The following is a 13571-nucleotide window of genomic DNA, read 5'->3' as shown; positions in this document are numbered from 1 at the left end:
TTTTCGATTTAATTTAGAGAACTATTACTGTTTGTTACCTGTTTTGGTAGTATCAGTTTCTGTACTTCTCATTTCTTTGTCTTTATCCAAAGATATCTCAACACGTCTGTTATCTTGTCTTCCAGCAGCAGTGTTGTTTGTAGAGATTGGTCTTGATTCACCATATCCTTCAGAAGTTAATCTGTTTGCAGGAATACCGTTAGAAACTAACCACTGTCTTACAGATGCAGCACGTTCTTTAGAAAGGTTCAGGTTATAAGCATCGCTACCTACACTATCAGTATGTCCTTCAATATGGAATACTGTATTAGAATATTCGTGCATAATATCGTGAATAGCTTTTAAAGCTTCTTCAGACTCAGGCTTAATGGTTGACTTATTAGTATCAAACAATACAGTTTTAGAATATTCATTCAAAGTAGAAATAGCTTCAGCAGTTGGCTCTGGACAACCATTGTTAGCAACAGTTCCGGCAGTATCAGGACACTCATCGTCTTTATCTAATACACCATCACCATCACGGTCTTCAAAAGGACATCCGTTGTTTTCAACAGGACCAGCTTCTTCAGGACACTCATCTTTTTGATCTGGCACACCATCACCATCGGTATCAGGACATCCATTCATAGCGGCAGTTCCGGCTACAGTAGGACATTCATCCTGAGGATCTGGAATACCATCACCATCAGAATCAGGACATCCGTCAAATTCAGCTAAACCTGCAGTATCAGGACAAGCATCTAAATGATCTGGAATACCGTCACCATCTGAGTCTGGACATCCGTTAAATTCTTTTAAACCTGGAGTCTCAGGACACTCATCATCTCTGTCATAAACACCATCTCCATCAGTATCTTTTCCACCAAACATGAATTTAATACCGGCAGCGTGTTGAAAATGAGGAAAAGCATCATCAGCAAAAGCGTGCTTGTAGGTTGACTGCACATTAAGTGCAATATTGTCTGAGAACCAGAAGCTTAATCCAAAAGCTCCGTTCAAAGTTGCAGAACCTTCATTGTCTAACCAGGTATAACCCCCACCAACTCCAAGGTGCGGATCTAACCAGCCATTGTTCAATAAAGCTCTAAGGCTATATTTTGCAGTACCGTCTAATGAATAATAAGAAAGATCATCCACTTGAGTATCACCAAATTTTGAAATTTGGTTTACAGAACCAGCACCTTCCAATACAAAACCGCCACCAATATATCTGGCTACAGAAATTCTTGACATAGCCGGAAGGATATTCCAGTGATCAGATACATTAAAATAGTCCTCAAACATACCTCCTGCCGGAGCGTCCTCTCCCGTAGGGTATAAGTCAACTGCGTTCACGCCAATTTCAATGGCCCAGGGGTTGTTTTCATCTTGTGCCTGTACAGCCGTAAAGCCCAGAACAAAAAATGAAGCTAATAAAAATCTGCTAAGATGTTTCATATTTGTTAATTTAGTTTTAAGTGTTAATTGAAGCAAAAGTATGCGGTAATTCAATATTAACAAAGCTAAAAATAATAAAGTTTTCTTAATAAACCTGCAAACGCCGACTATTTATAAGGGTTTGAGCCCTTGTGTATGAATTTTCCCCCTAAATAAAAGGGTATTTAACATTTAAATATTGATAAATTTATACTTATAAATATATTAAGTTTTCAAAAAATTAACAAATCCTTGTTTTTGAAATATTAGATAACTTTAAGCTCTTTCCCCACTTTGGTGAATGCTTTAATGGCTTTATCCAAATGCTCTATTTCATGTGCGGCAGAAAGCTGTACCCGTATTCTGGCCTTTCCTTTAGGTACTACCGGAAAAAAGAATCCAATCACATAAATTCCTTCTTCCAATAATCTGTCGGCCATATTTTGAGATAACTGGGCATCATAAAGCATCACCGGGACAATTGCAGATTCCCCATCAATAATATCAAATCCTGCCGCTTTAATACCTTTTTTGAAATACTTTGTATTTTCCTCCAGCTTATTCCTAAGGCTGGTGTCACCTTTGAGCATTTCAAAAACCTTTATAGATGCACCTACAATGGCAGGTGCCAGGGAGTTTGAAAACAGGTAAGGTCTTGAGCGTTGACGAAGAAGATCTATAATTTCCTTTTTTCCGGTGGTATATCCACCCATTGCACCTCCCAGGGCTTTTCCAAGAGTTCCGGTTATAATGTCAATCCTACCCATTACATTCTTTTCCTCAAGGGTTCCAATTCCCTTTTCTCCTATAAAACCTGCGGCATGGCATTCATCTATCATTACAAGGGCATCATACTTATCAGCCAGGTCACAAATTTTATCCAGGGGCGCTAAAAGTCCGTCCATGGAGAAAACACCATCTGTTACTATAAGTTTAAACCGGGCGCCTTTTTCATTGGCATCCTGTAACTGTTTTTCCAGATCTTCCATATTGCCGTTTTCATAACGGTATCGTGCCGCCTTACAAAGACGTACCCCATCTATAATAGAGGCGTGGTTAAGGGAATCTGAAATTATAGCATCTTCCTGTGACAAAAGGGGTTCAAATATTCCGCCGTTGGCATCAAAGGCTGCTGCGTATAAAATCGTATCCTCAGTTCCATAGAAATCGGCAATTTTGGCTTCAAGTTCCTTATGAATATCCTGAGTTCCACAAATAAAACGCACGCTGGACATTCCAAAACCATGAGAATCAAGAGTGTCCTTTGCTGCTTTTATAACTTCAGGATGGGAGGATAATCCCAGGTAATTATTCGCACAGAAGTTGATCACTTCCTGGCCGGTAGATATTTTAATAACAGCTCCCTGCGGCGAAGTGATGATACGCTCCTTCTTGTAGAGACCGTCCTCTTTAATCTGGGTTATTTCTTTTTGTAAATGCTTTTGTATTGCTCCGTACATAATTTTCAATTTTTACAAAATTAAACATCTTTTAAACAAAAGAGATGTTCACTTCATTATTAATATAAATAAGGATCTTATTGATCACTTTAAACCCCATTTGAGATAAAACTTCCTCATATTGAGTCATTTGTTCTCCATGAGTTCTTTGTAGTTTTCCCGTTTTATAATCTATTATTGTAACATTTTTTCCGTCAAAATTTAACCTGTCCGGTCTCAGGATCTCTCCGGAAGGGCTTATAATATCCCTTTCTCTGTATACCATTGAATCCCGGTCAAAATATTTTGAAATCTTTGGATGCATGATGACCTGAGAAATAATATTGCGAAGTTCTCTTTCTCTTTCCTGGCTTACATCACCGCTCTTTCTTAATTTTTCAAAGGCCGGGGAAAGGTCTTCCATCGTATCAACTTCAGAAAGAATATCATGGACCATAATCCCGGTATTGATAGCTTCTTCCTGAAGCGAGCCCCACAATTCTCCAGATCTGGTCATTAGATTCACCCTGTCATTCAAGGCAGCGGTGGAGTAGTAATGAGAGGGATGATGCGATGTATCCTGTAGATCCGGGTGTGTTTCCCATCCACTGTTTTCTCCAAATTCATAATTTAGGGAACCATCCCATTTATTAATAGATTTTAAGTAACCAATTAAAAGGCCTGAGACTTTACCCTCATTTTCTTCCCCCTTCTTCAGGTCGGGGCAGGATAAAATATAAAGTTGATTGGATGCCCGGGTAAAAGCTACGTAAAGGATATTAATGGCGTCAAATTCTGTTTGATCCAGAAGTTCTTCATAAGCGGCTGCCTCTGTCTCCCCCCAATTCTGCATTTTAGAACTGGCCTTAAAATAGCTGTATGGAATGTCATTTAAACCTTCGGGTAATGAAAGCCAAATATGCTCCTTGGTAATATCTTTAATAGCAGTATTGGCAAAGGGATAGATCACAATGGGGAATTCAAGACCTTTAGATTTATGAATGGTCATTATTTGAACTGCATTATCTGTTTTGGGCGCAATAATGCTTAGTTTTTCCCTGTTCAATTCCCAAATTTCCAGAAATGCCGGAATTCCCATTGAGATGCGACTTGTTTTTTCAAATATAAAATCCAGATAGAATTGTATATAAGCATTGGAGCTTTCAACCAGTGCAAAGCTTCTTATGATGTATTCCGCAGCTTCATAGAGGGATAATTCTTTTAACAGGTCCAGACGGAATTCTATTCCAAAGTCGCGCAGCCAGTTAAAAATGGAGGCATCCTCTTTTTCAAGATTTGAGGAAATTATATAGTGAGCATCTTTAACCTCCAGCCTCCGGGTTAAAAAAGCAAGGATCTCCCACTTAATATTTTTATCTGTAGTGTTGACTGAAAATTCCAGGATTGCATTTATAAAGGAAACTTCGGGGGAATTAGCAACCAGCAGGGATTCTGAAGAGATAATAGAAATTCCTTCACTGCTAAGATAGTTGGCTACTGCAATACTTTGTTTCCTGGTTCTGGTAAGAATACAAATATCGCTTTTGGGAATATTCTTTTGCTCCAGGTCCCTAATTATTTCCAGCACCTTTATGGGATGTTGTTCGAGTTCCTCCGCTGCGTTTTCTGTTTCCAGGAATGAAATGTTTACATAGCCGGGAACTTCTTTTATTGGAACCTGTTTACAGTTTGCAAACAGGTCGTTATACACAGGATTGGTGAATTTATGGGAAAGAAACTCAAAAAAGGAGTTATTAAAATTTACAATGTTAGTGGCACTCCGGTAATTATTAGGAAGGTTTTTCACATCCTGGGTTATGCTAAAAGCCTGTTCCATGTTATAGAGCGCAATAAATTGTTCAGCCTTCCCGCCCCGAAACCGGTAAATAGATTGTTTTGCATCGCCTACAAGAGTAAGCCCTGCCGGGTTTTGAACAGTGGCTTCGCCGGTGAGGGCGTGATCTATTAAGGGGATGATGTTTTCCCACTGCATTTGTGAGGTATCCTGAAACTCATCTATAAAATAATTACGATAACGCTCACCCAATCTTTCATAAATAAAAGGCGCAGGTTGGTTTTGTACCTGGGCAGATATAGTGGGATTAAAATCTGAAATTAACACAAGGGAGCGTTCCTTCTTGATATTTTCAATCTCGGCAGAAACTTCGCTTAACAGGGAAAGTGGGGTAATATTGGAAAGGATTGCCTTTAAATATTCCCTGTGATGAATGGCCGTTTTTGTACCGTTAAACAACGCAGCGATCTCCGGTTGGTGCCGGTCCAGGATCTCCTGTTTATTCTTATCAACTTTTGCGGCATATAATTTTTCTTCCCCGATATTCAATTGCCATTGAGCGCCAAAAGTAATGTCGAATTGATGGTTTTGAAGTTTCTCAAAATATTTAAAAACATACCCCCCTTTAAAATCCTTACAATCCAACCCTTGCATGGAGCAAAAACTAAAAAAGCCGGAAGAAAGCTCCGCAATGTTTTCTTCGGAAGCTTTTATTTCCTCTTTAAGTTTTTCTGAAAAATCCCGGAAATCCTTTAAAGTTTTTCCTTTGAGGGAATTTGCATATTTCTGATGATTTTCCTGAAGCAGGATCCTGGAAAACGAAAAAATATCCCGAGCAATATCCCAACTCTTATCATCATCGGCCTTGGCGAGGGTGAATTCCACCAAAACGCGGGTAAGCTCTTTATCTTCTCCTGCCCGGTTTATAAGTTTATCAACTGCTTCCTGCAAGACCTGAAGGGTATTAAGCTCCACTTCAAAATTTACGGGTATTCCAAGATCCCGGGCAAATGTCCTTATAACTTTGTGTGTAAACCGGTCTATTGTTGAAATATCAAAAGAGGCGTAATTGTGCAATATGCTTTTTAAAATCTCCCGGGATCTCTGTCTTATTTTTTCCTCTGTATAGCCTGTTTCCTGCATAAGATCCCCCATTAAACTCCGGAATTTTTGGGAACATTCATTTGCAGCCAGACCCTCCAAGTTCAGGATCACCCTGGATTTCATTTCGGCTACGGCTTTGTTGGTGAAGGTAATGGCCAGAATATTTTTATAAGCATCAGGACTATTGTTTTGAAGCAATAGCAGTAAATATTCTTTTACAAGAGTATAGGTTTTGCCAGATCCTGCAGAGGCGTTATAAACAGTAAATCTATTTGTTGAGGTCAAAGAAAGATTGGAATTGATTGAATAAAAAAATTACAGGCACAAGATAAATAATAAAAAGCAGGGATCTAAAAGGTATTCTTTAAGGTTATTATAACATTATAATATTTTAAATGAATTGCTTTATACTTAAATTTGAAACAATGATTAAATTATAACTAAAAATATAGAATTATGGCATTTGAATTACCACCTTTAAAATATTCCTTTGATGCATTGGAGCCGCATATAGATGCAAAAACAATGGAAATTCACCACGACAAGCATCACGCAGGTTATACCCAAAAATTGAACGCTGCTATTGAAGGAACAGATAATGAAGGAAAAACTATTGAAAACATTCTTCAAAATTTAGATAAATCAAATTCTGCTGTTAGAAATAACGGTGGGGGTTATTATAACCACAATCTTTTTTGGGAGATCATGTCGCCAGATGGTGGTGGCAAACCTGATGGGGAATTGGCTCAGGCAATAGATGCTGCTTATGAATCTTTTGATGGGTTTAAAGAAGAATTATCCAAAGCCGCCGCAACGCAGTTTGGATCTGGTTGGGCATGGTTATGTGTACATAAAGGGGGTAAAGTAGAGATTTGTTCTACTCCAAACCAGGATAACCCGCTTATGCCCGGTGTAGGATGTGGTGGAACCCCAATTTTAGGTTTAGATGTATGGGAACATGCATATTACCTTAAATATCAAAATAAACGTCCGGATTATATTGAGGCATTTTTTAATGTAATCAATTGGAAAGAGGTTTCTGCGCGTTACGCACAGGAAAAATAAAGAAGAATTTCATTAGAGTGAGAAGCCTGTGCGGGAAACCGTGCAGGCTTTTTTTATTTACCTACAAGACATAAAAAAAGGCAGACGAGAGTCCACCTTTTTTTGCCCCAAATCTACCATGAACTTAACCTACTTATGCTATGGCTTTGCTAATATACAACTAAAGCCCAATGCTCAACCTGATTTTAGATCAAGTACACGGAAATTAGTTGAAATACACTTTTTGTGCTTTTTTGCTTAATTTTCTGTAAGAAGCGGACTAATATGCCCTGTCTTTATTGCCTTCATAAAAATTGATAAAGGCTCTGTTAACCACCCTGTTACCTCCAAAAGTGGGGTAATCTCCTGTAAAATACCAGTCTCCAAGATTTTTTGGACAGGCTTTATGTAAATTATCAACAGTTTGATAGAGGATCTTAACCTCGGTCTTTACCTCGGGATCGCTTAAAAGTTCTGAGATCTTATCGGAGATCTGTTGATCTGTAAAGGGTTCATAGATCTCTTTTACAAAGTTTTGCACCTCGCCGTCCTGCAGGTCCACCTGTTCTTTACATTTTTTATATACCGTATCTACAATATGGTACTGGTTGTTGTCCTTTAGTAATTCCAGCGTGGCCCTAAAAGCTATTAAGTCTTCGAGACGCGCCATATCTATCCCGTAACAATCTGGATATCTAATTTGCGGTGCAGAAGATACCACTACCAGTTTTTTAGGGTTCAACCTGTCAAGCATTTTTATAATACTCTTTCTTAAAGTAGTACCCCTTACAATACTGTCATCAATAATCACCAGGGTATCTTCAGGTTTAACAACCCCGTAGGTAACATCATACACGTGTGCTACAAGATCATCACGGCTGCTGTCTTCAGTGATAAAGGTTCTTAACTTAACATCTTTGATGGCGATCTTTTCAGTTCTAAGGCGATGGCCAAGGATTTCTTTCAGGCGTTCATCAGTAAGGCTGTCTTTTTCGGCAAGGATTGACTGGTTCTTTTGTAAGTTTAGTTCATCCTGTGCCGCTTCCACCATTCCGTAAAATGAAGTCTCAGCAGTATTGGGAATATAAGAGAAAACAGTATGTATAGTATCGTGATCAATAGCCTTTAATACTTCGGGCATTAAAAGCCTTCCAAGCATTTTTCTTTCGCTATAAATCTCGGCATCACTACCCCTTGAAAAATATATCCTTTCAAAGGAACAGGCTTTTCTTTCCAGGGGTTCCAGAATTTGTTTAATGGAAACCTCGCCGCTCTTTTTGGTAATAATTGCGTGCCCCGGCTCGAGTTCCTTGACGTCATCAAATTTTAGGTTGAAAACGGTTTGAATTACCGGTCTTTCTGAAGCTACAACTACCACTTCATCATCTTGGTAATAATAAGCAGGGCGTATACCGGCTGGATCCCGTAATACAAAGGAATCCCCATGGCCAAGCAGGCCGGCCATTGCATAACCACCATCCCAGTTTTTAGCCGATTTTCTAAGGATTTTGGCAACGTTAAGTCTTTCTCCAATTATTGGGGAGGCCTCAACTTTGGTATAGCCTTCCTTCTTTAATTTTTTATAGAGTTTGTTAACCGCGTCATCAAGGAAATGGCCAATTTTTTCCATTACAGTTACCGTATCGGTATTTTCCTTTGGGTGTTGGCCCAATTCTACCAGGTTATTGAACAATTGAACCGAATTGGTCATATTGAAATTTCCCGCTACAATAAGGTTTCTATGCATCCAGTTGTTCTGGCGTAAGAAGGGATGTACACTTTCAATACTGTTCTTTCCAAATGTGCCGTAACGTACATGTCCCAGAAAGACCTCTCCTATATATGGAATATGTTTTTTCTGCAGTGCAACATTATCTGAATATTCAGGATGTTCCGCAATCTCATGATTTATGCGCTCATTGATCTGGTTGAAGATATCCTGAATGGGCTGTGCCCCATTGGACCTTAATCTGCTTATGTAGCGGTCACCGGGCTGGGTATTCAATTTAATACTCGCAAAACCGGCACCATCCTGCCCACGGTTATGTTGCTTTTCCATAAGGAGGTACATTTTATTTACCCCATAAAAGGCTGTACCATACTTTTCTTTATAAAATTCCAATGGTTTTAAAAGTCGAACCATGGCAATTCCGCATTCATGTTTTAAAGCATCACTCATATTTTTATCCTTTTCGGCTTCAAATGTTGTTGTGGTATCTTTGTCACAAAAAAAGCCCTATAATTACAGGGCTTTATTCGCAGACAATTCTATATCAAATTGTGTTAAATTTTTGAATTCCTTCATACGCGACTGTATTTCTTCATCACCAAGGGATTCCATGCGTTCTGTGCCAAATTTTTCTACACAAAAAGAAGCCATCCCTGAGCCGTAAATTACAGCACTTTTCATATTTTCAAAAGATACATCCCCGGTTTGAGCAAGATATCCCGTAAATCCTCCTGCAAAGGTATCCCCGGCCCCCGTAGGATCAAACACTTCTTCCAGAGGAAGGGCTGGAGCAAAGAAAATTTGCTCATTATTAAACAATAATGCTCCGTGTTCGCCTTTTTTGATAACCACATATTTAGGGCCTAATTCAGCTATTTTTCTGGCAGCTTTTACCAGGGAATGTTCTCCTGTTAGCTGTCTCGCCTCTTCATCGTTAATAGTAATTACATCAACCCTTTTAATAACCTTTAACAGGTCATCCCAGGCATTGTCCATCCAGAAATTCATGGTATCCAGAACTACCAGCGTAGGTTTGCTTATTTGTTCCAATACACTAAGCTGTACCAGGGGATGCAGGTTTCCCAACATCACAAATTCTGCATCTTTATATTTTTGAGGCACCACAGGGTAAAAATCAGCCAGCACGTTAAGTTGGGTTTCCAGGGTGTCCCGGGTATTAAGATCATTGTGATATTTTCCACTCCAAAAGAAAGTTTTACCTCCTTTTACAATTTCAATACCATCTATATTTATACCGTTTCTGGTAAGGAGATTAAAATGTTCCTCTGGAAAATCTTCGCCTACTATGGATACTATTCCTGTATCAATATTAAAACGGGCAGATGATAACCCTATATAGGTTGCCGCGCCGCCAAGTATTTTGTCTGTTTTTCCAAAAGGGGTTTCAATTGCATCGAAGGCAACAGTGCCTACTATCAATAATTTACTCATAACCAGATTTCAAAATTGAGGTGCAAATATACATTTTGTTTTTCAAGAGATAAGGGATTTAATAAACTTTAGCAAGCCTGTAATTGAGCAACTACTCTGGTTTAAATCCTGTGTCGGGTTGCAGGCGGGGCTTTTTGGACGCCTCTACCGCGAGAGCGTCACAACGCTCATTTTGAGGATGATTGTTATGCCCTCTTATCCACTTGAACTTTACGTTATGGTTGCGGTACTCAACAAGAAAATCCCGCCACAAATCGGCATTTTTCCGGTCCTTAAATCCTTTTTTTTCCCATCCAAATACCCAACCTTTCTCTACCGCATCTGCCACATATTTGGAATCTGTGAATACAATTGCAGATGTAGCCGGATTTTTAAGCTTTTTCAGGGCATCTATTACCGCCAAAAGTTCCATCCGGTTGTTGGTAGTGTGCGCAAAGCCTTTTGAAAATTCTTTGCGGTATGGTTTGCCTATCCATTCCATTACAATCCCATACCCACCGGGCCCCGGGTTACCTCTTGCTGCCCCATCTGTATATATATGAACTGTTGCGTTGGTCAAACCTGAGAATTTAATAAATTTTCAATTACTACCGGCAGGTGGCGGTATTCGAGTTCATGTATCCTTGTTGCAATGTCCATATGGGTCATTTCCGGGTTAATTTCAAAGGAATCCTGGAAAATTATATTTCCTTCATCATATTTGGGGTTTACATAATGTATGGTTATGCCGGTTTCTTTCTCTTTGTGTTCCAATACCGCTTTATGAACCGCTTCCCCATACATTCCCTTTCCACCAAACTTTGGTAACAGTGCAGGGTGTAGGTTGATCACTTTGTTGGGAAAGCTTTTTAGGATATTTTCAGGGAAAAGCCATAAAAATCCTGCCAGTATGATAAGGTCGGGTTTCATGTCCTTAAGCACATGATGAACTTCCTGTGTATTATAAAAAGCGTCGCGGTCAAAATGAAGCGCCTTTACATCCAGGTCATAGGCTCTTTTTAGGACTTTGGCACCTTTATTATTGGAAAGAACGGCAACAACTTCAGCAGTACCGGAATTTTTGAAGTATTTTATAATGTTTTCAGCATTGGTTCCTGAACCCGATGCGAAGATGACTAATTTCTTAGGAGATATAGGGTTGGATGAATTCAAAATGGGAGTATTAACAATAATTAAGGGTAAAAATAAAGGGTTTAAATGAAATTTGCGTAAATTACCTCCACATTTTTAAACTAAAAACCGGTTTTAAAATAAAGTTTTTTATTTTTGCCACCTAATCAAAATTAAAATAGAATATTATGTCAGACATTGCATCAAGAGTAAAAGCGATTATCGTTGACAAATTAGGAGTTGACGAGAATGAAGTTGTAAACGAAGCCAGCTTCACCAACGACTTGGGCGCTGATTCATTAGACACCGTGGAATTGATCATGGAGTTTGAGAAAGAATTTGACATCCAGATCCCGGATGATCAGGCAGAGAACATTGCTACCGTTGGCCAGGCCATCTCTTATATTGAAAACGCAAAATAAAACAAAGAATACCATTTTATGGAGTTAAAGCGAGTTGTAGTTACAGGCTTAGGGGCCTTAACACCTATTGGAAACAATGTTGAAGAATATTGGAACTCATTGGTGGCCGGCAAAAGCGGATGTGCCCCTATTACCTATTTTGATTCAGAAAAATTCAAAACTAAATTCGCTTGTGAGTTAAAAAACTTTGATGTTCTTGATTATTTTGACCGCAAAGAGGCCAGAAAACTAGATAGGTTCGCTCAGTATGCAATAGTTGCTTCCGATGAGGCTATAAAAGACTCGGGAATTGACATGGATACTATCGATAAATATCGGGTTGGTGTTATTTGGGGTGCAGGGATTGGCGGACTTGAAACTTTCCAGGACGAGGTTATAAATTTTGCCCAGGGAGATGGAACTCCACGATTCAATCCTTTTTTCATTCCTAAAATGATTGCTGATATTGCCCCGGGTAATATCTCAATCAGGCATGGATTAATGGGCCCTAATTATACCACGGTTTCGGCTTGTGCTTCGGCAGCCAATGCGATGATAGATGCTTTGAATTATATTAGACTGGGGTACAGTGATATTATAATTTCAGGGGGATCTGAAGCTGCGGTAACTATGGCGGGAATGGGCGGTTTTAATGCTATGCACGCGCTTTCAACCAGAAATGACAGTCCTGAAACTGCTTCCAGACCTTTTGATGCTACCAGAGATGGTTTTGTGTTGGGAGAAGGAGCAGGTGCAATTGTCCTGGAGGAATATGAGCATGCAAAAGCACGTGGAGCCAAGATCTATGCCGAATTTATTGGAGGAGGATTATCTTCAGATGCTTACCACATGACAGCCCCTCATCCCGAGGGAACTGGAGTGGTGGCCGTTATGAAGAACTGTTTAAAAAATGCAGAGATCAATCCTGAAGATGTTGATGCTATTAATACTCATGGTACCTCAACTCCGCTTGGAGATGTGGCTGAACTAAAAGCAATAAGCATTGTTTTTGGGGAACACGCCAAAAATATTAATATCAACTCTACCAAATCTATGACGGGCCACCTTTTAGGTGCCGCCGGAGCGGTGGAAGCAATATCTGCAATATTGTCTATGCAACACGGGATAGTTCCTCCAACTATCAATCATGAACACCGGGACGAGAACATTGACCCGGAGTTAAATCTCACCCTTAACAAAGCGCAACACCGGGAGGTGAATGTTGTAATGAGCAATACCTTTGGTTTTGGAGGACATAATGCTTGTGTATTATTTAGAAAGTTTGTTGAATAAGCCCTTATGAGTGTTATTCGAAACATATTAAATTCCCGTTCTTCAAAAGGCGGGAATTTTTTTATTGCAATGCAGAAGATCCTGGGGTTTAAGCCCAAAAATATTACGCATTACGAAAAAGCCTTTACCCATAGATCCCTTAATCAAAAGGATAAACTTGGTAATGCCGTAAATTTTGAAAGGCTGGAATTTTTAGGCGATGCCATGTTAAGCGCCGTGATAGCCGGCTACTTGTTTAAAACCGTACCCGGGGGTAATGAAGGGTACCTTACCAAGATGCGCTCAAAGATTGTGAGCCGCAAGCATTTGAATGAACTGGGAAAAGACCTTAATCTTATTTCTTTTGTACAAACCAATATTCCAAAGGACCAGTTTGGTGTAAATATCCATGGCAACCTGTTTGAAGCACTGGTTGGTGCTATTTATTGGGACAGAGGTTATAAATACTGCAAGAGGTTTATCTATGAAAGGGTTATTAATCCTTATGTAGATATTGAACAACTGGAAGGTAAGGTTATAAGTTATAAAAGCCTGCTTATTGAATGGTGCCAAAAGAAAAAGAAGAGCTTTAATTTTGAAGTCTACGAAGATACCGGAAATGATGAAGTCAAGCATTTTGCAGTAAAACTGCGCATTGATGATAGGGTTGTGGCCAAAGCAAGGGCCACTTCTAAGAAAAAAGCTGAAGAGAAAGCTTCAAAAAGAGCCTATTATGCCCTGCAAACACATATTGAAAACGAATAAGAATTCCTGTTTAACTATATCGTTTTCGTAGATATATCCTAAAA

Annotated in this window: 11 protein-coding genes; 4 read left to right on the top strand and 7 right to left on the bottom strand. The window is 39.3% G+C overall.

What is annotated here, in order from left to right:
- Positions 1 to 24: 24 nt before the first annotated feature.
- The 3 genes from FK178_RS11965 to FK178_RS11955 all read right to left on the bottom strand — a co-directional run bounded on the left by FK178_RS11965 (position 25) and on the right by FK178_RS11955 (position 6039).
- Positions 25 to 1437 carry an OmpA family protein gene (locus FK178_RS11965; RefSeq protein WP_146835419.1) on the bottom strand — a complete coding sequence of 471 codons (1413 nt, stop codon included), beginning with the start codon at positions 1435 to 1437 and terminating at the stop codon, positions 25 to 27.
- A gap of 245 nt (positions 1438 to 1682) precedes the next feature.
- Positions 1683 to 2876 (bottom strand): glycine C-acetyltransferase, encoded by a 1194-nt coding sequence (kbl, locus tag FK178_RS11960; RefSeq protein WP_146835416.1) that lies wholly within the window; start codon positions 2874 to 2876, stop codon positions 1683 to 1685.
- 31 nt (positions 2877 to 2907) lie between these two features.
- Positions 2908 to 6039, bottom strand: coding sequence for a UvrD-helicase domain-containing protein (locus tag FK178_RS11955; RefSeq protein WP_146835413.1), 3132 nt, complete (start codon positions 6037 to 6039; stop codon positions 2908 to 2910).
- A gap of 171 nt (positions 6040 to 6210) precedes the next feature.
- Between FK178_RS11955 and FK178_RS11950 the strand changes: the two genes are divergently transcribed.
- Positions 6211 to 6819 carry a superoxide dismutase gene (locus tag FK178_RS11950; protein WP_146835409.1) on the top strand — a complete coding sequence of 203 codons (609 nt, stop codon included), beginning with the start codon at positions 6211 to 6213 and terminating at the stop codon, positions 6817 to 6819.
- Positions 6820 to 7078: 259 nt separating this feature from the next.
- Here the strand turns inward: FK178_RS11950 and FK178_RS11945 are convergent, their stop codons facing one another.
- The 4 genes from FK178_RS11945 to purN form a co-directional block, all read right to left on the bottom strand.
- The gene (locus FK178_RS11945; RefSeq protein WP_146835406.1) at positions 7079 to 8977 is read right to left on the bottom strand and encodes an amidophosphoribosyltransferase; all 1899 of its coding nucleotides are present in this window, start codon (positions 8975 to 8977) and stop codon (positions 7079 to 7081) included.
- Positions 8978 to 9040: 63 nt separating this feature from the next.
- The gene (locus FK178_RS11940; protein ID WP_146835403.1) at positions 9041 to 9979 is read right to left on the bottom strand and encodes a PfkB family carbohydrate kinase; all 939 of its coding nucleotides are present in this window, start codon (positions 9977 to 9979) and stop codon (positions 9041 to 9043) included.
- 91 nt (positions 9980 to 10070) lie between these two features.
- Complete coding sequence (gene rnhA / locus FK178_RS11935; protein ID WP_146835401.1) at positions 10071 to 10538, bottom strand: ribonuclease HI; 468 nt, start codon at positions 10536 to 10538, stop codon at positions 10071 to 10073.
- Positions 10535 to 11131: a phosphoribosylglycinamide formyltransferase gene (gene purN / locus FK178_RS11930; RefSeq protein ID WP_146835398.1), complete on the bottom strand. Its 597-nt coding sequence runs from the start codon at positions 11129 to 11131 to the stop codon at positions 10535 to 10537. The genes rnhA and purN overlap by 4 nt, the downstream gene beginning before the upstream one ends.
- A gap of 146 nt (positions 11132 to 11277) precedes the next feature.
- Between purN and FK178_RS11925 the strand changes: the two genes are divergently transcribed.
- Genes FK178_RS11925 through rnc form a run of 3 tightly spaced genes read left to right on the top strand, consistent with a single transcriptional unit; the run spans position 11278 to position 13527 of the window.
- The gene (locus FK178_RS11925; RefSeq protein ID WP_139066275.1) at positions 11278 to 11511 is read left to right on the top strand and encodes an acyl carrier protein; all 234 of its coding nucleotides are present in this window, start codon (positions 11278 to 11280) and stop codon (positions 11509 to 11511) included.
- A gap of 18 nt (positions 11512 to 11529) precedes the next feature.
- Complete coding sequence (gene fabF / locus FK178_RS11920; protein ID WP_146835395.1) at positions 11530 to 12783, top strand: beta-ketoacyl-ACP synthase II; 1254 nt, start codon at positions 11530 to 11532, stop codon at positions 12781 to 12783.
- Between the two features lie 6 nt (positions 12784 to 12789).
- On the top strand, positions 12790 to 13527 hold the full coding sequence (rnc, locus tag FK178_RS11915; RefSeq protein WP_146835392.1) for a ribonuclease III: 738 nt from the start codon (positions 12790 to 12792) through the stop codon (positions 13525 to 13527).
- Positions 13528 to 13571 lie beyond the last annotated feature (44 nt).

The sequence above is a fragment of the Antarcticibacterium arcticum genome (genome assembly GCF_007993795.1).
Classification (GTDB): domain Bacteria; phylum Bacteroidota; class Bacteroidia; order Flavobacteriales; family Flavobacteriaceae; genus Gillisia; species Gillisia arctica.
The sequence above is the reverse complement of the archived record's forward strand: the minus strand, read 5'-3'. Positions and strand labels throughout refer to the sequence as shown.

Excerpts from the sequence above, each read along its gene's own strand:
- FK178_RS11965 (WP_146835419.1), bottom strand. The coding sequence starts at position 1,437 with ATGAAACATCTTAGCAGATTTTTATTAGCTTCATTTTTTGTTCTGGGC.
- kbl (WP_146835416.1), bottom strand. The coding sequence starts at position 2,876 with ATGTACGGAGCAATACAAAAGCATTTACAAAAAGAAATAACCCAGATT.
- FK178_RS11950 (WP_146835409.1), top strand. The coding sequence starts at position 6,211 with ATGGCATTTGAATTACCACCTTTAAAATATTCCTTTGATGCATTGGAG.
- FK178_RS11945 (WP_146835406.1), bottom strand. The coding sequence starts at position 8,977 with ATGAGTGATGCTTTAAAACATGAATGCGGAATTGCCATGGTTCGACTT.
- FK178_RS11940 (WP_146835403.1), bottom strand. The coding sequence starts at position 9,979 with ATGAGTAAATTATTGATAGTAGGCACTGTTGCCTTCGATGCAATTGAA.
- FK178_RS11925 (WP_139066275.1), top strand. The coding sequence starts at position 11,278 with ATGTCAGACATTGCATCAAGAGTAAAAGCGATTATCGTTGACAAATTA.
- fabF (WP_146835395.1), top strand. The coding sequence starts at position 11,530 with ATGGAGTTAAAGCGAGTTGTAGTTACAGGCTTAGGGGCCTTAACACCT.
- rnc (WP_146835392.1), top strand. The coding sequence starts at position 12,790 with ATGAGTGTTATTCGAAACATATTAAATTCCCGTTCTTCAAAAGGCGGG.